Origin of the sequence: Oceanobacillus picturae (genome assembly GCF_000612865.1) — a bacterium.
GTDB lineage: Bacteria > Bacillota > Bacilli > Bacillales > Amphibacillaceae > Oceanobacillus_B > Oceanobacillus_B jordanicus.
The window spans coordinates 328686-349382 of the sequence record NZ_CCAX010000001.1 but is presented as its reverse complement, the minus strand read 5'-3'; the positions used below and the strand labels follow the sequence as shown (position 1 = coordinate 349382).

At 37.9% G+C, this 20697-nt stretch carries 23 protein-coding genes, 1 pseudogene and 2 riboswitches; of the genes and pseudogenes, 14 read left to right on the top strand and 10 right to left on the bottom strand.

Annotated elements, in window-relative coordinates:
• The first annotated feature begins 23 nt into the window (after positions 1-23).
• Together BN988_RS01765 and tnpA are read left to right on the top strand one after the other, a co-directional pair.
• On the top strand, positions 24-395 hold the full coding sequence (locus BN988_RS01765) for a rhodanese-like domain-containing protein (RefSeq protein WP_036572633.1): 372 nt from the start codon (positions 24-26) through the stop codon (positions 393-395).
• A 172-nt stretch (positions 396-567) separates the two neighbouring features.
• Positions 568-1019 (top strand): annotated as a pseudogene (tnpA, locus tag BN988_RS01760) (IS200/IS605 family transposase).
• Positions 1020-1149: 130 nt separating this feature from the next.
• Here the strand turns inward: tnpA and gcvPB are convergent.
• Genes gcvPB through gcvT form a run of 3 tightly spaced genes read right to left on the bottom strand, consistent with a single transcriptional unit; the run spans position 1150 to position 5074 of the window.
• Positions 1150-2607 carry an aminomethyl-transferring glycine dehydrogenase subunit GcvPB gene (gene gcvPB, locus BN988_RS01755; protein ID WP_036572631.1) on the bottom strand — a complete coding sequence of 486 codons (1458 nt, stop codon included), beginning with the start codon at positions 2605-2607 and terminating at the stop codon, positions 1150-1152.
• Positions 2600-3949 carry an aminomethyl-transferring glycine dehydrogenase subunit GcvPA gene (gene gcvPA, locus BN988_RS01750; protein WP_036572630.1) on the bottom strand — a complete coding sequence of 450 codons (1350 nt, stop codon included), beginning with the start codon at positions 3947-3949 and terminating at the stop codon, positions 2600-2602. Before gcvPA ends, gcvPB begins: the two co-directional genes overlap by 8 nt.
• A gap of 12 nt (positions 3950-3961) precedes the next feature.
• Positions 3962-5074: a glycine cleavage system aminomethyltransferase GcvT gene (gene gcvT, locus BN988_RS01745; protein ID WP_051557613.1), complete on the bottom strand. Its 1113-nt coding sequence runs from the start codon at positions 5072-5074 to the stop codon at positions 3962-3964.
• Positions 5075-5222: 148 nt separating this feature from the next.
• A riboswitch (glycine riboswitch) is annotated at positions 5223-5319 on the bottom strand.
• A gap of 3 nt (positions 5320-5322) precedes the next feature.
• Positions 5323-5435: riboswitch (glycine riboswitch) on the bottom strand.
• 151 nt (positions 5436-5586) lie between these two features.
• Here gcvT and BN988_RS01740 point away from each other — a divergent pair.
• Together BN988_RS01740 and BN988_RS01735 are read left to right on the top strand one after the other, a co-directional pair.
• Positions 5587-7239 carry a DEAD/DEAH box helicase gene (locus BN988_RS01740; RefSeq protein ID WP_036572628.1) on the top strand — a complete coding sequence of 551 codons (1653 nt, stop codon included), beginning with the start codon at positions 5587-5589 and terminating at the stop codon, positions 7237-7239.
• Positions 7229-8008 carry a YqhG family protein gene (locus tag BN988_RS01735; RefSeq protein WP_036572627.1) on the top strand — a complete coding sequence of 260 codons (780 nt, stop codon included), beginning with the start codon at positions 7229-7231 and terminating at the stop codon, positions 8006-8008. Before BN988_RS01740 ends, BN988_RS01735 begins: the two co-directional genes overlap by 11 nt.
• Before the next feature lie 193 nt (positions 8009-8201).
• On the opposite strand, the gene BN988_RS18505 is transcribed toward BN988_RS01735, so the two are convergent.
• Positions 8202-8381 carry a YqzE family protein gene (locus tag BN988_RS18505; protein ID WP_315970402.1) on the bottom strand — a complete coding sequence of 60 codons (180 nt, stop codon included), beginning with the start codon at positions 8379-8381 and terminating at the stop codon, positions 8202-8204.
• 140 nt (positions 8382-8521) lie between these two features.
• Here BN988_RS18505 and comGA point away from each other — a divergent pair, with 140 nt between their 5' ends.
• From comGA to BN988_RS01695, 8 genes are all read left to right on the top strand, one after another.
• Entirely contained in the window at positions 8522-9544 is a 1023-nt protein-coding gene (gene comGA, locus BN988_RS01730; RefSeq protein WP_036572624.1) for a competence type IV pilus ATPase ComGA, read from the top strand.
• The gene (locus tag BN988_RS01725) at positions 9495-10538 is read left to right on the top strand and encodes a type II secretion system F family protein (RefSeq protein WP_036572622.1); all 1044 of its coding nucleotides are present in this window, start codon (positions 9495-9497) and stop codon (positions 10536-10538) included. Before comGA ends, BN988_RS01725 begins: the two co-directional genes overlap by 50 nt.
• Positions 10539-10551: 13 nt before the next feature.
• Positions 10552-10860, top strand: coding sequence for a competence type IV pilus major pilin ComGC (gene comGC / locus BN988_RS01720; RefSeq protein WP_036572619.1), 309 nt, complete (start codon positions 10552-10554; stop codon positions 10858-10860).
• A gap of 9 nt (positions 10861-10869) precedes the next feature.
• Positions 10870-11289, top strand: a complete 420-nt coding sequence (gene comGD, locus BN988_RS01715) for a competence type IV pilus minor pilin ComGD (protein WP_036572617.1) — start codon at positions 10870-10872, stop codon at positions 11287-11289.
• Positions 11276-11626, top strand: coding sequence for a type II secretion system protein (locus BN988_RS01710; RefSeq protein ID WP_036572615.1), 351 nt, complete (start codon positions 11276-11278; stop codon positions 11624-11626). Before comGD ends, BN988_RS01710 begins: the two co-directional genes overlap by 14 nt.
• Positions 11571-12032 carry a ComGF family competence protein gene (locus tag BN988_RS01705; RefSeq protein WP_081779331.1) on the top strand — a complete coding sequence of 154 codons (462 nt, stop codon included), beginning with the start codon at positions 11571-11573 and terminating at the stop codon, positions 12030-12032. Before BN988_RS01710 ends, BN988_RS01705 begins: the two co-directional genes overlap by 56 nt.
• Positions 11998-12381, top strand: coding sequence for a hypothetical protein (locus BN988_RS01700; protein WP_147629681.1), 384 nt, complete (start codon positions 11998-12000; stop codon positions 12379-12381). The genes BN988_RS01705 and BN988_RS01700 overlap by 35 nt, the downstream gene beginning before the upstream one ends.
• Before the next feature lie 195 nt (positions 12382-12576).
• Positions 12577-12819, top strand: coding sequence for a DUF2626 domain-containing protein (locus tag BN988_RS01695; RefSeq protein ID WP_036572606.1), 243 nt, complete (start codon positions 12577-12579; stop codon positions 12817-12819).
• A 44-nt stretch (positions 12820-12863) separates the two neighbouring features.
• Here the strand turns inward: BN988_RS01695 and BN988_RS01690 are convergent, their stop codons facing one another.
• Positions 12864-13490: an MBL fold metallo-hydrolase gene (locus BN988_RS01690; protein ID WP_036572603.1), complete on the bottom strand. Its 627-nt coding sequence runs from the start codon at positions 13488-13490 to the stop codon at positions 12864-12866.
• A gap of 166 nt (positions 13491-13656) precedes the next feature.
• Between BN988_RS01690 and BN988_RS18500 the strand changes: the two genes are divergently transcribed.
• On the top strand, positions 13657-13833 hold the full coding sequence (locus tag BN988_RS18500; RefSeq protein WP_081779330.1) for a DUF2759 family protein: 177 nt from the start codon (positions 13657-13659) through the stop codon (positions 13831-13833).
• A gap of 133 nt (positions 13834-13966) precedes the next feature.
• Here the strand turns inward: BN988_RS18500 and BN988_RS01685 are convergent, their stop codons facing one another.
• The 4 genes from BN988_RS01685 to BN988_RS01670 all read right to left on the bottom strand — a co-directional run bounded on the left by BN988_RS01685 (position 13967) and on the right by BN988_RS01670 (position 18934).
• On the bottom strand, positions 13967-15883 hold the full coding sequence (locus tag BN988_RS01685) for an LTA synthase family protein (RefSeq protein ID WP_036572600.1): 1917 nt from the start codon (positions 15881-15883) through the stop codon (positions 13967-13969).
• 237 nt (positions 15884-16120) lie between these two features.
• Positions 16121-17101, bottom strand: a complete 981-nt coding sequence (locus BN988_RS01680; protein WP_036572597.1) for an ROK family glucokinase — start codon at positions 17099-17101, stop codon at positions 16121-16123.
• A gap of 1 nt (position 17102) precedes the next feature.
• On the bottom strand, positions 17103-17315 hold the full coding sequence (locus tag BN988_RS01675) for a YqgQ family protein (protein WP_036572593.1): 213 nt from the start codon (positions 17313-17315) through the stop codon (positions 17103-17105).
• A 152-nt stretch (positions 17316-17467) separates the two neighbouring features.
• Positions 17468-18934 (bottom strand): spore germination protein, encoded by a 1467-nt coding sequence (locus tag BN988_RS01670; RefSeq protein ID WP_036576270.1) that lies wholly within the window; start codon positions 18932-18934, stop codon positions 17468-17470.
• A gap of 132 nt (positions 18935-19066) precedes the next feature.
• On the opposite strand from BN988_RS01670, the gene BN988_RS01665 reads away from it, so the two are divergent.
• Entirely contained in the window at positions 19067-19933 is an 867-nt protein-coding gene (locus BN988_RS01665) for a hypothetical protein (RefSeq protein ID WP_036572592.1), read from the top strand.
• Positions 19934-20127: 194 nt separating this feature from the next.
• Here BN988_RS01665 and BN988_RS01660 read toward each other — a convergent pair whose 3' ends face one another.
• Complete coding sequence (locus BN988_RS01660) at positions 20128-20625, bottom strand: GNAT family N-acetyltransferase (protein WP_036572589.1); 498 nt, start codon at positions 20623-20625, stop codon at positions 20128-20130.
• Positions 20626-20697: the final 72 nt, after the last annotated feature.

Below are 20697 nucleotides of genomic sequence, written 5' to 3'. Positions count from 1 at the left end.
GGACAGACGGGGGAAAAACTAGCATGGAATTTTTAGTAATCGCTATTGTTGCTTTATTGGTTGTTGGCGTATTTCGCTACTTTAGACAGAAAAACTACCTAAAGGTACTTACAGAGCAACAGTTTAGAGAAGGCTATCGGAAAGCACAATTAATCGATGTCAGGGAGCCACAGGAATTTGACAAGGGGCATATCCTTGGCGCAAGAAATATACCATTGACACAAATGAAACAACGTTTAATTGAGATGAGGCCGGACAAGCCTGTATATCTATACTGCCAAAGCGGATCACGATCAGCGCGTGCGGCTCAACTTCTAAATAAAAAAGGCTATACAGATATTTATCAGCTAAAAGGCGGATTCAAAAAATGGACAGGTAAAATTAAAGCCAAGTAAAAAAATCCTGGGGTACAAATGACCCCAGGATTTTTATTTATTACTGGTTTTAAAACCACAGGCTCTGCCTGTGTGAGAATTCAACTTGTAGAGTTGTAACAGAAAAAATCTCCTTTCGATATAATAGAGTTGGCCGTCAAACCGACTCTATATACAGAAAGGAGAACTACTCATGTCGAGTGACAATAGTTTATCACACACCCGATGGAATTGTAAGTATCACTTAGTCTTTATACCCAAGTATAGAAGGAAATTAATTTATGGCAAGTTAAGAAGAGACATCGGGGCGATCTTAAGACGTTTATGTGAGATGAAAGATGTAGAAATTATCGAGGCTCATGCCATGCCCGACCACATCCATATGCTGTTGAAGATACCACCAAAGATGTCAGTATCTTACTTTATGGGTTACTTAAAAGGTAAAAGCTCTTTAATGATTCACGACAGACATGCAAACCAAAGTACAATCATGGGAACCGCACATTTTGGGCAAAAGGTTACTATGTCAGTACAGTAGGGCTCAATCAAAAAACGGTGGCAAAGTACATTCGTGAACAGGAATCTGAGGATAGACTAAGAGACAACATGAGTAAACGTGAATACGTCGATCCATTTAAAAAATAGATAGGAATATAAACGGTTGACGGTCAATTTCGAAGCCCCTTTAGGGGCATCGTTGGTAAAGTGCCCTTATAGGGCGAAACTAAAACCGCCCGTTTTACGGGCGGATAGTTACTTTCCATAGAAAATGCTTCTATTTTTGATATCTTAAAACTGGTTTCCTTGCAGCAAGCGTTTCATCCATTCGATTCACAATCGTATTATGCGGGGCTTCCTGAACTCTTTCTGGATTATTCTCTACCTCTTTTGCAATAGCTAACATGGAATCTATAAACGCATCTAAAGTTTCTTTAGACTCCGTTTCTGTTGGCTCCACCATCATCGCTTCCTCCACATTAAGTGGAAAATAAATGGTTGGTGGATGGTAACCAAAATCAAGTAGCCTTTTAGCAATGTCGAGTGTTCGAACACCTAGCTTCTTTTGCCGCTTCCCGGATAATACAAATTCATGCTTGCAGTGCTGGTCATATGGTAAATCATATTCCTTTTGCAATTTTCTCATCATATAATTTGCATTAAGAACTGCATATTCACTTGCTTTCTTAAGCCCTTCAGCACCCATTGTTCGAATATATGTGTAGGCACGAAGGTTGATTCCAAAATTGCCATAGTAAGGTTTTACTCTACCAATAGAAGAAGGACGATCATATTCAAATACATATTTTTCATCTTTTTTGGTAAGTAGCGGTTTAGGTAAATAGGCCGCAAGTTCCTCCGATACACCTACTGGTCCAGATCCAGGCCCACCCCCGCCATGAGGACCTGTAAATGTTTTGTGAAGGTTTAAATGCACGGCATCAAATCCCATGTCCCCAGGTCTTGCATAACCCATTATGGCATTAAGGTTTGCACCATCATAGTACAATTTCCCTCCTGCCTCATGTATAATCTCAGCCATTTCTATTATCTCTGTTTCAAATAACCCAAGCGTATTTGGATTTGTCAGCATAAGTGCAGCTGTTTTTTCATCCACAACACGTTTTAAGTCATCTAAATCAACTAAACCCTTTTCGTTCGTTTTTACCGTTATAGCCTTAAAGCCAGCTACTGTTGCGGATGCAGGATTTGTACCATGGGCTGAGTCTGGCACAATAATATTTGTTCGATTCATGTCTCCATTTGCTTCATGGAAAGCACGGATCATCATGAGGGCCGTCCACTCGCCATGAGCTCCGGCAGCTGATTGCAAAGAAACTTCATGCATCCCTGTAATCTCCTTAAGAGAAGACTGCAGGTCATACATCATTTCCATCGCTCCTTGAACACTTTCTGTTCCCTGATATGGGTGGATATGACTAAATCCATCAAATCGTGCTACATCTTCATTCATTTTTGGGTTGTATTTCATTGTACAAGAACCTAGTGGATAAAAACCAGAATCCACACCGTAATTTCGATTTGATAAACCTGTATAATGGCGCATGATGTCCAATTCACTTACTTCAGGTAAATCTGCTGGGGTAGTTCGGATATAATTACTTTCTATATCAGCATCCAAATCAAAATCCGGGATATCTAATTCAGGTAAACTATAGCTTGTACGTCCTTCCTTGCTACGTTCAAACATTAACGGAAAATCTTTCTTATTCATGCAAATCCCCCAATTCCTTCACAAAGATGTCTATCTCCTCTTTTGTACGGCTCTCCGTAACAGCAATCAACATATGATTTTTTAATTCAGGATAGTTCATTTCCAAATCATATCCACCGATAAATCCTTTATTTAAAAGCTGTTTATTAATTTCACTTACGTTGGACCCAATATCCACTACCAATTCATTAAAGAACATTCCTTCGTGAACAACTCGCAGGCCTGTCTCTCTCAACTTCTGTTTCATGTATCGAGCTTTTTTCATATTTAAAACAGCCATTTTTCTTAAGCCATGTTTTCCAATCGAACTCATAGCAACAGAGCTTGCAAGTGCATTTAATGCCTGGTTGGAACAGATATTCGACGTAGCCTTATCTCTTCGAATGTGCTGTTCTCTTGCCTGTAATGTTAAAACAAACCCTCGGGCACCGTCCTCATCGACAGTTTGACCAACTAAGCGTCCAGGTACTTTGCGCATTAATTTATCCGTGGTTGCAAAATATCCGCAATGTGGCCCACCGAATTGCGCAGGAATACCAAAGACCTGCGTATCACCTACCACAATATCAGCGCCAAACTCCCCTGGTGGTGTTAAATAGCCAAGTGAAAGTGGATTACTTGAAGTAATGAGCATTGTTTTGGTTTGACTCTTTACCAGCTCATTTATTTTTTCCAATGGTTCTATTTGACCAAAGAAGTTTGGATATTGCACAACCACACTTGCAGTATCCTCATCGATTGCGTCTGCCAATTGCTGTAAGTTCGTATACCCACCTTCACAGTCAATTTCCACAATTTCGAGTTCTGGTCCTCTTGCATACGTTTCGATAACAGCACGTGATTCTGGATGTACTGCTTTGGAAACGAGAATTTTTTTCCGTTTAGTATGAGCTGCACTTAAATTAACCGCTTCTGCTAGAGATGTTCCACCATCATACATCGACGAATTGGCTACAGGTAATCCAGTTAATTCGGATATCATAGTTTGAAATTCAAAAATTGCCTGTAGTTCGCCTTGGGAAATTTCTGGCTGGTAGGGCGTATAAGCTGTATAAAATTCGGACCGTGAAATTACATGATCTACAACAGATGGAATATAATGATCATAAACACCAGCTCCCAAAAAAGAAGCATGTGTTTTAAGATTTACATTTTTATTTGCCATATCGGCAAGTTCCTTCTTTAATTGTGCTTCATTAGCTGGCTTTTTTAAGTTTAAACTTCCTCTAAAGCGAATCTGTTCTGGTATATCAGCAAATAATTCTTCCGTAGAGTCCACACCAATTGTTGCCAACATCTCTTGTTTGTCTGAGTCTGTCATCGGTAAATATCTAAATTCCATCTCGGTCCCTCCCTATTTCTCTCTTTTATAAAAAGGTGTTTTAATTACAACACTACTTAATTCTCTGTTTCTTACTTGAACAGTCAATTGTTGGTCTAATTGAGCTAATTCTCGTTTGACTAGTACCAGACCAATGTTTTTTTTCAAAGTTGGAGATTGTGTTCCAGATGTCACAAATCCCACTTCTTCTCCCTCATAGAGAACTTTGTAACCATGTCTCGGAATCCCCTTATCTATCATTTCAATACCGACAAGTTTACGATCAGGTCCTTCTTCTAATTGTTTCTTTAAAACTTCACGACCAATAAAGTCTCCTTTATCCACTTTCACAGCAAATGTTAAGCCAGCTTCAATTGGCGTGATGGTTGCGGATAACTCTTGCCCATAGAGTGCTAGATTTGCTTCAAAACGCAAGGTATCTCTTGCTCCAAGGCCAATTGGTTCAAGTCCTTGGTCTGTCCCATTTTCTAATAAAAGATTCCATAGATTTGGTGCATAATCTTTATTAATATAAATTTCAAAGCCGTCTTCCCCTGTATACCCTGTTCTAGAAACAAGGGCAGGTCCTGGAATATTGCCGATCTTAACGTCCTGTGCGAATCGGAAGAATTTTATTGCACCTAAATCAGTGTCAGTCAGTTGCTGTAAAATTCTTTCTGCCAATGGTCCCTGTAAGGCTACTTGTGCATAATCATCAGACACATTGCTAATCGAAACCTCCTCTGTTGAGTAGGTGTTATTTTCTATTAACCATTCATAATCTTTTTTCGTGTTTGCAGCATTTACCACGAGTAGATAATCATTTTCTGCAAGCATATAAATAATAAAATCATCTACTGTTCCACCGTCTGGGTAGCACATTAGTGTATATTGTGCTCTGTCTGGAACAAGTTTTGTAACGTCATTTGTCGTGATCCCCTGGAGGAATTCTTTGCTTTTTGGTCCTGTTACGTGTATTTCGCCCATATGCGATACATCAAACAGCCCTGCTTTCGTCCTTGTAACTTCATGTTCTTGCTTAATGCTTGAGAATTGAACTGGAAGGTCCCACCCACCAAAATCAATTGTTTTTGCCCCGCTTTTTTTATACTCGGAATACAATGGGGTACGCTGTAAATCAGTCATTATCTTCACTCCTTTTCACCATTTTTCAGTAAAAAATTTACATTTATTACTTCTAGCGACGATGAATGTTTCTATAAACTTGGTTGCTATTATGCATTCATTCCAAGCGTACAAAAAAAGACAGAGATTCCACTGTTATCAATGAAATCTCTGTCCTTAGACCAGAAAGTTGCATAGCTGTCCCTATTATGTACATACAGCTACTTGCTTCGTGGGTGGTTTACTTATGTAAACTCTCTCCAGAGGTGCGTCCTACAAGAGTCTTTTTGCCTGAGAGATTCGCATGTTTGCTTGCTCCTTCGGCGTTATCTTTCCAAATTGATCAACGAAATGGAACGATAATCTCTCCCCATGTAATCATTCGCTTTTATGAAATAGTTGAAGTTGGATATACTATGTACTACTTATTACAGGGAATGCTCTAATTTCAAATTCATTATAGCATAGAAATGTTTTATAAAGTAGAAATTATGAAGAAACTCTTAATAAACTATTTATAAAGGAAGTATCTTATGAATAAAATATCAATCCAAAAGGATTCTAACTATATCGATCAATTACAAGCTGAGCTCGAAAAAGGAGAAGCCTTATCTTCTTGGGAACTGTTTTCAATGACGTACGAAGCTGAATTAACCTCGATGACACCTGAATTCCATGGTCTCCGGTCGCTCGATTTCTTACCGCATATGAATTTTATGAGTCACCAGGTTTCAACGGCTCAACAGGTTATTGAACAGATGAATGGGCGGGCCGTACTAGCAGATGAGGTTGGACTTGGAAAGACGATAGAAGCTGGCTTAGTCATGAAAGAGTATATGATCAGGGGATTAGTTAAAAAGATTTTAATCTTAGTTCCCGCTTCCCTTGTTAATCAATGGGAAAGAGAATTAAATGAAAAGTTTTACATACCTGCTATAGGTCATCGGAGAAACTATGCATGGGAAGAATACGATATTTTAATTTCATCGATGGACACAGCGAAGCGTTCTCCACATAGAGAGAAAATACTTGATATTGATTATGATTTAATTCTGATAGATGAAGCACATAAGCTAAAGAACCACAAAACAAAAAACTATGAATTTGTACGTTCCTTAAAAAAGAAATATTGTTTATTACTAACCGCTACACCAGTGCAAAATAAGCTTGTAGAGATATTTAACCTCGTCTCCATTCTTAAACCAGGGCATCTTGGTAATTATGATGACTTCCTTTCTAAGTTTGGCAAAGATAGAACAAAGATGAAGGACGATCTATTTCTTAAGCAATTAGTTCAAAAGGTGATGGTTAGGAACACAAGAGCGGAAACCACCATTAAAAACACAAAACGGAATATCGAAACAGTCTGGCTGGAATTCTCTGAACCTGAAAAAGAAGTATACCAGTTACTGGAGAATAGTATTCACAAAAGCTCTTTCGCAAAAATAACCTATTTAAGAGAGTTCTGTTCCTCAAGAGAGGCATGCTACCTTTCATTAGCAAAACTTAATGACATAAATAATCCCAATGAGATACTTCAAACAATCACCAGCAAAATCGAAGCACTACCACACCATAAGAAAGCTGAGAAGTTGGTTGAGTTAATAAAGGATATTGGAGACGAGAAGGTCATTGTGTTTACGGAATATCGTGCTAGCCAATTGTATTTGCAATGGTATTTGCAACAGCATGGTATCTCTTCTGTCCCATTTCGCGGGGGCTTTAAACGTGGAAAAAAAGATTGGATGCGTCAATTGTTTGAAAACCATGCTCAAGTGCTCATCGCAACGGAAGCAGGAGGAGAAGGAATTAACCTACAATTTTGTAACTATATGATTAATTATGACTTACCATGGAATCCAATGCGATTGGAGCAACGAATTGGTAGAATCCATCGTTATGGACAGGAGAATGACGTCCACATATATAATTTTGCCATCAGAGGAACAATTGAGGAACATATAATGACCTTACTTTATGAAAAAATAGAACTATTTGAGAAGGTTATTGGACATCTCGATAATATATTAGCTGAACTAGAAATAACCAACATGGAAAAAGAAATTGCAACCATTTATTCCGAATCAGAGTCCATGGGTGAAGCAAAAATTAAGCTTGATAATCTTTCACATGTATTAAAAAACACGTTCCATGCCGAATCTGAGGAGGAGCAATATGGCAATTGAAAACTTAAATGAATTTCTAGCTGGTTATTTCCGAGCCCATCATTGTCAGTTGCTCAGTAATAAGAATGGTATCCTGCAGGTTCAACTAACCGAACAGATGGACCGAGCATTAATGAACAGACCTTTTTATTGGCATTATATTAAAAAGATGGGCCGTGAAGGTGAACCAAAGCAACTTACATTTATAACAAACCCGGACAAAAGAGAAGAACAAGGTGAATGGATTCATTTTGGCAGTCCTCGCCTGCAACAAATCCTTCGTCACTTAAAACAAAATGAGAAGTACACAAAGCTCTTTCAGCGTGTTAATACACAAGTTAATACCCCTATGTACCCTTGGCTTGTCGTCAATTTGAAAATAAGTTATAAGGGCAAGCAGAAAAAAGAAGAAATATTCTCTCTAGGTTTACAAATGGTGACAGGTGAAATGAGAGCAGAGATGATGAATACACTTCGAACCATACCTCTACAGCAAACTATTTCTGACTATTGTTATACGATATCACCAATTATTCGTCTGAACAGTGGTTTTAAGCGAATGGAGGTTGTAATAGACAACTACATTGAGAACCAAACTCATGAGTGGGCACAAGCTTCCCTTTTAGCTATGAAGGAAGATATTGACACGTTAAAACACTTTTATGTAGAACAAAACGATATAGAGACAGAAACAATGGAAAAAGAAATTGCAGAGATTGAAGAGAGATATCGACCTGTTATCTCCTATGAGGTTATAAATGGAGGCATGTTTTATCTTTCCAAGGTGTAACCAAATGTGAGAGCTGCGTAGTAAGAAAAGATAATTTAAACAAAAATTTCTTCTAAGGTTAGGCATATTTTTTAGACCCTTTGCTCCCCCAGAGACTTGCGCTCGAGTTAGTGGATATATAAAGCCACCAGACAAGGAATAATAACTTTTCTGGTGGCGATAAATTAGAACGGTGTTATGCATGTTACTTTAATTATTTTCTCAGAAAGGTTTTGACTGCGAAAGGCAAAACACCAAGCCAGCGTGAGCTGTATACTGGCCTAGGAACCTTTTCTTGCTTCTTCCTTTTTTTTCGTTCCTCCTGCGGCAAATCCAAATAGGCTACAACCTGTTCAGTCATAAATTTTAAATAATCGTTACCAGACACGCTCATCACCCTTACAGATCTTGTTTTGATCAGCTTGTCCCAACCCTTCACGATTTATGCTAAAAAAATTTAATTAAAAGAAGGAATCTCACTAAACATGTCGAATCTAATCGGTATGGTGCAATAATATGCAGGAGGTGAGTCCTTTGAACCACGCCACCGCACTATCCAAAAAGCTCTTCAACGAAGCATTCCGTCAGTTAGCCACAGACATTCACTTCTATCCTTTTGAAACAGGTACAGATGTCTATTTTCGAATTCACGGCAAACGTGTGTATCACACTTCGCTCCCCACTTTCACTTATCGTTCCTTACTCTCTTATTACAAATTTGCTTCAGGTATGGACATTGGTGAGATTAGAAAACCACAAAACGGTACACTTACCCACCAAGCAATAGATAAATTAATTTCCCTTCGCCTCTCCACCCTCCCTGTAAAAGAACATGAAAGTTTAGCAATACGAATACTTCCCGAGCAAAATCTATTGAGACTTGATCAGCTCTTTCTCTTTTCTTACCAATTACAAAAATTAAAAAAATGGGTGTCTAACCGTTCTGGTATCATTCTATTTACTGGCCCGACAGGTAGTGGAAAAACGACCACTCTTTACGCATTACTTCAGACCATTCTTCAAGAAAAATCCTACCAAACCATCACTTTAGAAGACCCAATAGAAAGAAAAATGGATAATATGCTTCAGGTTCAGGTAAACGAAAAGGCTGGAGTTACTTATCAAGCAGGTCTTAAAGCAGCTCTAAGGCATGATCCAGATATTATTATGGTTGGCGAGATACGTGATTCCTTCACGGCTAAATTTGCATTTGACGCATCTCTAACAGGGCATTTAGTCTTCAGTACGCTTCATGCCAAAAATACCACAGGGACCATCCATAGATTGCTGGAAATGGGGTTAAAACAAAGTGACTTGGAGCAATCCTTGCTGGCCGTAGCTTCACTGGAGCTACTGCCTTTACAGATCAACGGAACAACCAAGCGGCGCGGAGCTATTATGGAATTACTTGAAGGAAAACAGTTGGAAGAGTCGATTCTTAATAGAAGCAGTAATATGGTAGAACGACTTCATTCCTTCGACCATTTAAGAAAGAAGGCTCTTGCTTATGGATTTATTTCCGAAAGTGTTTATAAAGAATTACAAACCTACTCATGAGCTACAATTGGCATTCCTAACCAGATTGCATCGGCTATTATCGATAGGGTACCCTCTCATGCCTGCATTGGAGCGAACCAAGTGGGAAGATAGGTTTATAAAGTTAGCTGACACAATAACTCAGGCATTAACAGCTGGGAAAACAATTGATGAAGCGTTTGAATTGGCAGCATTCCACCCGCATATAGTCAGCCACCTTTATCTGAGCAGAACGACGGGGAATTTAGAGGAAAGCATAAATAAGGCAGCAGACACATTCAGAGATCGTATATTTTATTTCAATAAAATCAAACAAATAACTAGATATCCTCTACTACTTCTATTCATCTTTTGCATTCTGTTATTTCTCATGAAACAGATCGTACTTCCTTCCTTTTCGAGTCTGTTCCAATCAACCTCCGCCTCTTCCACCCTTGTTCTCTTTATGCTCCTAGTGGATTATGTAGTTTATCTCCTCGTCACAATGGCATTCATTGGATTGTTCATTGTTTTCCTTTGGCCAATTTACACGAGGAAAGTAACCACAAATACGCTTATCAAAATTTATCAATCCCTTCCCCTATGTCGAATCTATATTAAGGCCCAGACATCCCTACTCTTTGCAGCACATTTCAGTTCTCTTCTTAAAACAGGCATTTCTTATTATGACATAGTTCAGGAGATGTCAGGATTAAAGAAACAACGTATCATTTCTTTCTATGCATCTTACTTAAAAGAAGAACTATCAAAAGGCTATACGATGTCTTCCTTACTAGCTTCTTTACCGTTTCTTGATAAAAAACTATCTTCATTATTTAATCAAGATGCAAGTTCAATGCACTTAACAAAAGACCTTGATATGTTTACAGAAGTATTAACAGAAGAAATGAAGCGGAGAGCCCTTAGACTTGTGACATATATCCAGCCAGTATTTTTCCTCGTACTAGCAGGCTTCATTATTTTTATTTATATAACAATCATGTGGCCAATGTACGAACTAATTAAAACAATATAAAAGGAGACTTATCATGTTAAAAAACGAGCGTGGGTTTACACTAATTGAGATGCTAATCGTATTAATGATTATTTCGGTATTAATATTACTCTTTATACCTAGTCTTAGTGGGAAGAGCGAAGAAGTGAACTCAACAGGCTGTGAAGCACTTGTAGCATTAGTCCAAGCCCAGGTTGATGCATACTATTTAAATGAAAGAGAATATCCTGCTACACTTGCTATCCTTGTAGAAGGAGATTATATAACAACAGAACAAACAACTTGTAGTAATAACCTTTCTTTAGGATATGCGGATGGCAAGGTAACAGCGCCTAGCTTGTAGGGCTTTGATATGAAAGAGGACGGCTTTACACTAATTGAGATGCTTATGGTGTTAGGTATAATCTCAACCTTAGTTTTACTCGCTTTCCCCCTACAGTTTAATGTATTAAAAGAACAGGAAGAAAAACAATTTTTAAAAACATTAGCGTCTGACGTTTTATATATCCAGCAACGTTCCACCCTAACAAGTGGGATGAATCGGATAACTTTTAATGAAAACAGCTATCGAATCACAGTAGATGGACGACCTAGTATGAATCGTGCCTATCCTAAAGGACTGACTATTGATACACGAACAGACAGAAATATCACCTTCAATTATAATGGGAATATAAAAAACCCAAGAACACTTTATCTTGTCTCATCGCTAAACAGCTATCGGATGGTGTTTCCATTTGGGAAGGGAAGATTTTATCTTGAGAGACAATAAAGGTTTTACCTTAATTGAAGTGCTTATTACAGTATCAATCCTATTAGGTGTTGTTATTACAGTGATCCCCTTACTTCAGTTACTAATACTTGAAGGCGAGACCCTTACAGACAGACGATATATGAACCAAGAATTATTTGATGAGCTACAGCCCTTTCTATGGTCACCTGGCCGTCCTCTCCCCCAATCTCAACATACAACCTTTCAAGCAAACGGAATGAAAGCCGTATACCATTTTACGCAAGAGCGTGAATTGATAAAAGGATGTGTCGAATGGACGAATGTTAAAGAAAAAAGAGAAACAATCTGTTTATATGGTGTTCCTAGAAAAAAGTAGTGGATTCACCATGATCCAATCATTGTTAGCAATTAGCTTTCTCGCCTTAAGCCTCCCTTTTCTTGCCTCCCTTCTGAAAGCTGCCGACATACCTCTTCACGAACAGGAGCTTTCTATCCAACAATTCTTTACCTTTCTACAAGACGATGTAAAAAATGCAACTAGTTTTAAATTAAAAGATGCTGGTAAGATATTAGAACTCAACCTTGTCGGCGGATCGACTACCACACTTGAGAAATATGGTAACTTGATTCGTCGCAGGGTAAACGGCACGGGACATGAGGTTTATTTAAGAAATATAGCAAGTCTCCGCTTTGAACCAGCAGCTTACGGATTTTCCATATTTGTTACGATGGAGGATGGTGAAACATTTGAAAAGACGATCATATGGTACGATGAAGAATGAAAGGGGTTTTATTCTTCCCTATGTACTGGTAGTTCTTTCAATCATTTTCCTTTTGCTTTTTCACGGAACTGCAGGTTATCGTAATGAACTTCACATGACTGATATGCAAATGGAGCAAACAAGAATAGAAACACTTTTTCAATCTTCAAGGCAACTACTGATTGAAGAGATTAAAGCTACCGGAAATGTAACAGATCACGCCTCCTATCATTTTCCACATGGAGAGGTATTTATTAATATAGAGCGAATTAATGAAGCTACCTGTTTATTGGCCTTTACCATTACAACTAAAGGAAATGCTGTAAAAAATATTGAAAGTCCACTTGTGCTAAGCAGAATATTGGATTAGGTAATTCAAAAATCATAATTTAGTATGAGTGGGTTATACTAAACAAAGGAAGGATTAACGATGCAGATGCAATCGTTTACGGCTAAATTTCCCTTTATTTTGCAAATCTTTCTTTTGTTTAGCAAGATTCGTTTACAAGTAGCAGAAGGTCGTTTATAATAACAATGAAAAGGTTACCTAGAAGGAGGGGGAAGCATGGATCGTATGTTTCGCGTGCTTGCCTTTTGGACTGGCATTTTCACCGTCATGTTATTTATCGGTGATATGCATGGAGCAGCTCTTCTTTTCCTGGTTCAAACGGCATTTTTCCTTACAGTAAGTTATTTGAAATTATCTGAGCGTATGTATATGTATTTATTCGGGGCTTATTGTACGGTATTTTTTATCGGCTTTACATGGTACTCGGAGTTTATACTAGTACCAGGCTTCGGACATTAAAAAGCAGGGCATCCAGTCAATTATTTTGACCGATGCCCTGTTTTTTAATGGTCAGGGAAAAAAGGATTTTGTTGCTTTTCAAACCCAATAGTGGTTTCCGGACCGTGACCTGGAAAGACAGTATAGCCGTCACTCAGGTTATATAACTTGTTTCGGATGCTGTTTTCTAGCACATTTATGTCTCCGCCAGTTAGATCCGTTCTTCCTATCCCTTGCTTGAATAGTACATCTCCACTAATCACGATAGACTGATCATGGAAAACAAAGCTTACGCTCCCTGGTGAGTGTCCTGGTGTATGTCTAATCTCGAACGTAAAGCCATACATCTCCGTATCTCCTTCTTGGAGCTCATTTTCTGCCTCATAAGTGGTTATTTCTTGCCCCATAAGACCTAGTGAACCATTTAATGAAGCATCCTGTAGCCAATTTTTTTCCTCAGAGTGTAAATAAACATCTATTTGGTATTTTTCTCTTAATTCTTGGACTGCTCCTATATGGTCAAAATGAGCATGTGTTAATAAAATGGCTTTCGGAGTTAGTATAAGGTCTTCCATAAGTGCCATTACTTTTTCTGGATTTCCTCCTGGATCGATAATCAATGCATTTCCTTCGTTATGTATGATGTAACAATTTGTTCCTATTGGCCCTAATGGTAGCGCTTTTACTTCCATTCCTATCCCTCCAACTGGTTATAGCTATTCATTAATTTTTAGTCCATGTATTTCTCGACAAATGATACGAAATACTATAAAATAAATAATATATTGGGTTAGTTACATAATAATATAAACGGTAGTCACTATCAATTTTATGAACTGAACAAGGGGGTTAACTAAGATGCATATCGTTTTGGCAATATTATTATTATTGGTTGCACTACTTGCAGTTGTATCTGTTATTCGTCAGCTTAAATACAAAAATTTCTTCGCTCTAGCTTTTTCCGCAATAGCTGCTGTTGCATTTGGATTTTTCTCTATAGCAACGCTTATCACTGAGATTTCGGGAATGAATTAAAATAAGGGTGAACAACAAAAAGTCCGTACGGGTATTTAACTCGTCCGGACTTTTTTATTTAATCAGATTAACCTATTTAAAAACGGAGGTTTCCTTGTGACTGCTCAACAGTCCATGGTCCTCCGTTTTATTGTTATTTTTCTTTATCCTCAAATTCAATAAACCGAAATAGATCTCCGTAAATCATGTCATCTGAATAAGCAAGTTCCCGATCTACTTTATCCGCAATAGGAGTACAAGCAGTCACCTCTTCATCAATTGAAACATCTAGAGAGACTTCACTTTCCCCTTCTACTGGCTCACCTGTTTGGCGATCATAGCAAATACCGCTTGTATAAACGAAATCTTCATTTATAAAATCGCCATTTCTTAAGGCAATATAATCTTTTCGTTCATTTGAGAACAAATCATTTCCAAAGTATATATCATCTTCATTTTCAATCCCCAGCAAGCTTAGCATAGTCGGTTTAACATCAATCTGCCCTGATACCTCAGAACGTACTTCCCCTTTCCCGTGACCAGGAATGTGAATAAAGAAAGGAACACGCTGAAGCTGAACATGATCAAAAGGAGTAATTTCTTCTTTTCCTAGATACTGACTCATTGCTTTATTATGATTGGCGCTGATCCCATAATGATCTCCCATAATGATGATAATCGAATCTTCATATAATCCTGCAGCCTTTAACTGTTCGAAAAACTGTTCAATGGATTCATCCATATAACGGACTGTTGGGAAGAAATTATTTAAAGTAGTTGAGTTAGAATCATAAGATTCTATAGACTTATCTTGATCCGTTAACTCAAAAGGGAAATGATTCGTCAGCGTTATAAATTTAGAGTAATATGGTTCCTTCAATGTCTTAATATGTTCAATAGATTGTTCAAAAAAAGGTTTATCTTTTAATCCCCAGCCCACAGAATTATCGTCTGTTACCTCATAAGCCTCTTTCCCATAAAACGCATCAATACCTAGGCTTTCGTACATTTGGTCCCTGTTCCAGAAACTTTTGTTATTCGCATGGAAAACATTCGAAGTGTAACCTTCTTGACCTAGAATTTCAGGCATTGCATTGTATTCATTTTGTCCATGTGTAAAGAACACAGCCCCTCGTGACAAAGGATACAGGGAGTTTTCAATCAAGAATTCAGAATCAGATGTTTTTCCCTGCTCTGTCTGATGATAGAAATTTTCAAAGTAATACGTGTCTTTGTCTTCTGTTAAGCTATTCAAAAATGGCGTAACTTCCTCCCCATTTACTTCATTATTGATTACAAAACTTTGTAAAGACTCGGCATTGATAAAGACGACGTTCTTATTTTCCGCAACCCCGAACATCTCTGATTTTTGATCATCCTTAACGTTATTCTCTACATATTTCTTAATTTCTGGGATTTCATTGCCGTCCGCAAAAACTTTCTGTGTAGTTGCTTTTGTATTAATTGCAATGTCGTATATATGGTAGTTAAATAGCCCTATATTTTTCACAAGATATTCGCGGTCAAATGCACGCGTGAAAAGCTGTGGACGCTCCATCTCTGCTAAAAAAAAGTTTCCTGCGAGTAGTACAAGAGACATTGCTAAAGCAAATACTTTTCCTCTCCTTGAAAAATCTATAATGAAACTATCTGCTCTTCTTTTGCTTAAATGCCATATTACTGCTACGTCGATAAACAATAAAATGTCATATGGTCTCATTAAGGATAAAATACTTTTCCCTAGGTCAGCGGCATTACTTCCCTGTAATAACTGGGGAATGGTAATAAAATCAGCAAACGATCGATAAAACACAATATTAGCAAACACTAATAGGGAAGCAAGTAATGCTGTATACCGTATATACTTCATTTGTCTTGATTTTTTGCTGAACCAGACGCTAATCGAAAACAACAAAAAGGTTGAAACAAATGGATTTATAAATAGGATCAACGCTTGCATTATATTTTCAAGGTCGATGTTAAATATAAATCGGTAAACAATGTATGTTTTTATCCCAAATAATATAGTCGCAATGATAAAAAAAGGCATTTTCTTTTGAATAAAATTCATCTTTGTTTCCTCCTGCTTTTCCCTTTCAATGTTGTCAAAATAACATATTTGTACATTACGAATGTATTACTATCACTACTTATCAATTCCCCTGCCTTTACATTATAAACGCAAGGAAATTCATGTATGTTTTTTGTAAAGCACATATAAGTATATGACGTATTGAATATAATAAAAGTTTCAAAGCTACATAAAAAAATGACGGATTATAATAATTCACAGGAAAAGGTAAAAAAATTAGAAAGAAACATGAAGAACTTTTTGTTTTACAAGGAAGGCCGCCCCTATAATGCCCGCATCATTTCCCAACTCTGCAACCCTCATATCGCAAATGGAGCTTACCCTTTCAAGGGCATATTTTTCAAATGATGCCTTAATCGCATCAAGTAATTGGTCTCCAGCTTTTGATACGCCGCCGCCAATTAATACTTTCGACGGGTTAAGGAGGGCACCCATGTTAGCTATAACTAAACCAAGTACATCGGCAGTATAGTGAACAATAGAACTAGCTTCTTGATCTCCCAATGACGCATAGTTGAAAATATCTTTAGCAGTTAAGACACCGTGATTTTCAAAATGTTCCACTAGTTTACTTTCACTATTACCAGCTTCAATTAACTCCATCGCCTGTCTTACAATTCCCGTGGCTGAAGCAATTGTTTCTAGGCAACCTGCTCTTCCACAGTTACAAGGTCTTCCAGCTGTTTCAATCGTCATATGTCCAATCTCACCAGCCATCCCATTTGCACCGTTTACAATCTCACCGTTCGCAATAATGCCGCCCCCTACACCAGTTCCAAGTGTAATGGCGATAACATTTTTCTCTTGACGACCCGCTCCCTGCCAATTCTCTCCTAGCACAGCAACATTTGCATCGTTCTCTACAAAAACTGGGAGTCCTGAAAGTTGTTTCAAATGACCTGGTAAATCATATTCCTTCCAGCCAATATTGACTGCTTCGTAAATATATCCAGTATCTCCGTCAATAAACCCAGGTGCGCCTAAACCAATCCCTAATATATTATCTGATGAGATATTTGATTCAGATAGCTTTTGTTGGACAGAGTTCCAGACATCCTCCATAATACGCTGCCCACCATTTGATTTATCTGTTTTAATTTCCCATTTCTTATAAATATCCCCTTTTGCTGAAATAATACCTATCTTTACACTCGTTCCTCCAACATCAACACCAACAATCCATTTGCTCTCAGTCATGTTAAACGTTCCCCCTTTTTTCTTTTTCTACTTTAGATATTTCGCTTCGCAAAAGTAACTTGGCCATTGTATAATCTTCTCCATTAATAAAATCCCACTTATACAATTCAGTTAGTTCCATGTCCATTAATTCTAAGTCTCCCAACCGATTACCAGTATATACAAATGTACCGTATCGTTTAAGTAATTGTTGGACATCATAAATTGTTTTCATAAAAATCACCAAATTTAATTATAGCAAACTTTTTTTGTAATAGGAACTACATTAAAGGCGGTTACCCCCGGGGAAACAGTCTAATACACCTTATCCTTGTTCCATGTCGGCATAACTCGTTTCATTTCTCATAAAAAACCGCAAGTACCCTGTTAGCGGTCAGGGTCCTGCGGGTTCAAAAAGAGAGGTCTTCTATTTTTTAATGGGATTGGTGTCCGTACAAAAATGTCCCGAAATGGACGATAGGAAAAAGGCAGGAACGGCCAAAAGTAAGGTATATGAAACGATTGCATTCTGGCAAGATAAAGAATCCAAAGTGTAATTCCAGTTACATATCCCATTACACCGAACAAAGAAGTGCAAATTAATAAAAAGATACGTACGAGCCGATTTGCTAAACTCATTTCATAACTCGGTGTTGCGTAAGTTCCAATAGCAGCTACGGCCAAGTATAAAACAACTTCATTAGAGAACCATCCAACTTCTACAGAAATTTGTCCAATCAGTATGGCTGCCACTAGTCCCAGAGCAGTGGCTAAAGAAGATGGTGTATGAATGGCAGCCATGCGCAAGACATCAATTCCTATTTCTGCAATTATAAACTGTGCAATTATAGGCACAACCCCCATTTGGTTTGGACCAATAAACTCTAATCCAGTTGGTAGCAGTTCAGGGTTTACAGAAAATAAATAGTATAGTGGAAGAATAAAAATTGAAGCGAATACAGCAATAAACCTTATTAGACGTAAATAGGCACCTACCAATGGTTTCTGCCGATATTCTTCCGCGTGTTGCAGATGATGCCAATACGTTGCGGGTGTGATCATGACACTTGGTGAGCCATCGATGATAAGCAATACATGTCCCTCATACAGGTGAGATGCAGCAGTGTCAGGTCTTTCCGTGTATCGAACTGTTGGGTATGGGTTCCAATAACGCCCACTAAGAAATTCTTCTATTGTTTTTTCAGCCATCGGTAGTCCGTCTGTATCGATTTTATCTAATACGCCTTTCAAATGTTCGACTCTATCCATATCTGCAATATCTTCAATATAACAAATACAAACATCTGTCAAAGAACGGCGCCCGACCTGGGTATATTCCATTCTTAGCGTTCGATCACGTACTCTTCTTCTTGTTAAAGCCGTATTGAATACAAGCGTTTCCACATATCCATCCCTTGATCCTCGTACTACTCTTTCTAAATCTGGTTCTGCAGGGGTTCTAGCGGGATATGTTCTGGCATCGATCATGATTACTTTATTGATACCTTCTACGATCAATGCGGAAGGACCAGCAAGTATTTGCTTAGTAGCCAGGTTGAGATCATCCACCTGTTCTATCTCTACGTAGGGAATATACGTTTTAAGTAATTTGGCTAATGGATCTGGTTCAATATCTTCTGGCTCCAACTTAGCAAGTAACTTCATCAAAAGGTGAAGAATGTCATCTTTTGCAAATCCATCTATTAAAAACAGTGCCATTCTTTTTCCCGCGTACTCTAAATCCAGTTGTATAATATCAAAGCTTTTATCTACACCGAGTCTTTTTGATAAATATTCTACATTTTTATCATAGCTGGTATACATGACTTTTTCTTTGTTTATTTCTTCTGACATATCCTCACCCAACTCTCTTTCTCTTCATAATGGTAGTTTGACAAGGTGGGTTGTTTTCTATACATCTAACATATCTTCTATCCAAAATTCATACAATGGATTAGACAAGCTACTCTAGAGGGTGAATAGTTGATGAATAAATGGGGATTTCTTTCGATTATTATTGTTTCAATAAGTGTTGCTGTCAGCATTTATATAATAAACATTCATACATTGCCTGCCATAACCTATTTTCCTATAACAGAGGATCAACGTTTTGAGAAAGTACAAACAGATATATCGCTGTTTTCGGAAAATGGGAATGATTCATATGAAATTATTTGGTCAGCAACCTCTGTAAGCGATGCTCCAACCTATCTTAGGCAAGACGCTTCTTTATTATTCGATAATGGGAGACTACGTGGGTTAAGAAGTATATGGAAGCAAGATACAGATAGTATTATAATGAAAGAACGGTTATTCCATGAAGACAGCAGCTTATTCCAAGCCATCACGTTTCACCACGGTGAGATTCATAAACAAGATAAATCCATTCATAGTATGCAACAAATAACTGCAGATCAACTATATGTCATTGATTCTCCAACTACTGCTTTAGAATCATTTAAAAAACCACAGAATAATTATGAGGTGGAGTGGAAAAACCTCTTGGAAAAAACCACCCGTCAGCAGCTTTTATACCATTGGAATCAACTATTTACTCATTTTGATATAGATAGTAGCAACTATCTATCCGTCCCTTTGACGAGCCTGGCTACTTATCAAACAAAACCACTACCATCTTTAACACAGCAGGAAACAGACAAAATCATGGGGCAGTTATGGGAGGGTCTCTATAAGAATTATATTGTACCCGCCACAACGAAAAACAACAAAAAACCTACTAGCTACATCCCCATTATTCTTTTTAGTAAAGACCAGGATCATTTACTTGTCCTTTTTGAGCTAAATGGAAGGAAAAATCAGCTTATACAGAAGTACAGTCTTACTGAAAGCTAAAAAAGTGCCTATGGCACTTTTTTAGTTTATCCCCATAGGTTTTCTAAGGAAATATCCTCTCTTTGATTTGAAGTAAGCTCCCCGCCAAAAATCCGAGGGAAATACAAGTATTCTAAGCAAGAGACAACTGCCAGTGTAGGTCTGATTCGTTAATCTATCCTTTGCTGGGAAACCTTCCGTAAATGAAGGTTTCACTATTTTACTATCTTATAATAAAAGTTATTATCTTTGTAATTACCGAAGGCATCCTGCGAATAAGCTGGTACTTCTCCGTATAGTTCATACCCCTCTGATTGATAAAGCATATTAGCTGAAGATCCCTTGGCTGTGTCCAATAATAGAAGCGTTCTTTTTTCATGCTTGGCTGCTTGTTCGGCAGACTGAAGGAGTTTTCTCGCTACACCCTTCCTACGTGCTTCTGGATGTGTCATTAACTTGGCAATTTCGGCTCGGTGCAGTCCATTCTCCTTATTTGCGAGGTGTAACTGAACTGTACCTACCAGCTTACCGTCAAGGAGACAAATAAATAATCGAACCTGCTCCGATACAACATGTTTCCAGTAATGAATGGCTGTTTCGTAATGCATGGGATATAAATAATTAAGTGCAGCACCTTCAGCAACTACTTCTTGAAACAAAGTTGCCAATTCGTCCTGATAGGCAGCTATATCTTTTATTTCTACGATTTGCAACAGATTTACCCCCATCTCTAATTTTTTCTAAGTGAATGCCTTATTCTCTTATTGACTGCTAGCTTAGTTGAA

What these genes read in the sequence shown, in the direction of transcription:
- BN988_RS01680 (WP_036572597.1), bottom strand. Translation starts at nt 17,101, where the DNA reads ATGACTGAGAGCAAATGGATTGTTGGTGTTGATGTTGGAGGAACGAGT.
- BN988_RS01695 (WP_036572606.1), top strand. Translation starts at nt 12,577, where the DNA reads ATGGATCGTATGTTTCGCGTGCTTGCCTTTTGGACTGGCATTTTCACC.
- BN988_RS01665 (WP_036572592.1), top strand. Translation starts at nt 19,067, where the DNA reads ATGAATAAATGGGGATTTCTTTCGATTATTATTGTTTCAATAAGTGTT.
- BN988_RS01685 (WP_036572600.1), bottom strand. Translation starts at nt 15,883, where the DNA reads ATGAATTTTATTCAAAAGAAAATGCCTTTTTTTATCATTGCGACTATA.
- gcvT (WP_051557613.1), bottom strand. Translation starts at nt 5,074, where the DNA reads ATGACTGATTTACAGCGTACCCCATTGTATTCCGAGTATAAAAAAAGC.
- BN988_RS18505 (WP_315970402.1), bottom strand. Translation starts at nt 8,381, where the DNA reads ATGAGCGTGTCTGGTAACGATTATTTAAAATTTATGACTGAACAGGTT.
- gcvPB (WP_036572631.1), bottom strand. Translation starts at nt 2,607, where the DNA reads ATGAATAAGAAAGATTTTCCGTTAATGTTTGAACGTAGCAAGGAAGGA.
- BN988_RS01675 (WP_036572593.1), bottom strand. Translation starts at nt 17,315, where the DNA reads ATGAAAACAATTTATGATGTCCAACAATTACTTAAACGATACGGTACA.
- BN988_RS01690 (WP_036572603.1), bottom strand. Translation starts at nt 13,490, where the DNA reads ATGGAAGTAAAAGCGCTACCATTAGGGCCAATAGGAACAAATTGTTAC.
- BN988_RS01725 (WP_036572622.1), top strand. Translation starts at nt 9,495, where the DNA reads ATGGATTTATTTCCGAAAGTGTTTATAAAGAATTACAAACCTACTCAT.
- comGC (WP_036572619.1), top strand. Translation starts at nt 10,552, where the DNA reads ATGTTAAAAAACGAGCGTGGGTTTACACTAATTGAGATGCTAATCGTA.
- BN988_RS01735 (WP_036572627.1), top strand. Translation starts at nt 7,229, where the DNA reads ATGGCAATTGAAAACTTAAATGAATTTCTAGCTGGTTATTTCCGAGCC.
- BN988_RS01705 (WP_081779331.1), top strand. Translation starts at nt 11,571, where the DNA reads ATGTTAAAGAAAAAAGAGAAACAATCTGTTTATATGGTGTTCCTAGAA.
- BN988_RS01670 (WP_036576270.1), bottom strand. Translation starts at nt 18,934, where the DNA reads ATGTCAGAAGAAATAAACAAAGAAAAAGTCATGTATACCAGCTATGAT.
- comGD (WP_036572617.1), top strand. Translation starts at nt 10,870, where the DNA reads ATGAAAGAGGACGGCTTTACACTAATTGAGATGCTTATGGTGTTAGGT.
- BN988_RS18500 (WP_081779330.1), top strand. Translation starts at nt 13,657, where the DNA reads ATGCATATCGTTTTGGCAATATTATTATTATTGGTTGCACTACTTGCA.
- gcvPA (WP_036572630.1), bottom strand. Translation starts at nt 3,949, where the DNA reads ATGGAATTTAGATATTTACCGATGACAGACTCAGACAAACAAGAGATG.
- BN988_RS01765 (WP_036572633.1), top strand. Translation starts at nt 24, where the DNA reads ATGGAATTTTTAGTAATCGCTATTGTTGCTTTATTGGTTGTTGGCGTA.
- BN988_RS01740 (WP_036572628.1), top strand. Translation starts at nt 5,587, where the DNA reads ATGAATAAAATATCAATCCAAAAGGATTCTAACTATATCGATCAATTA.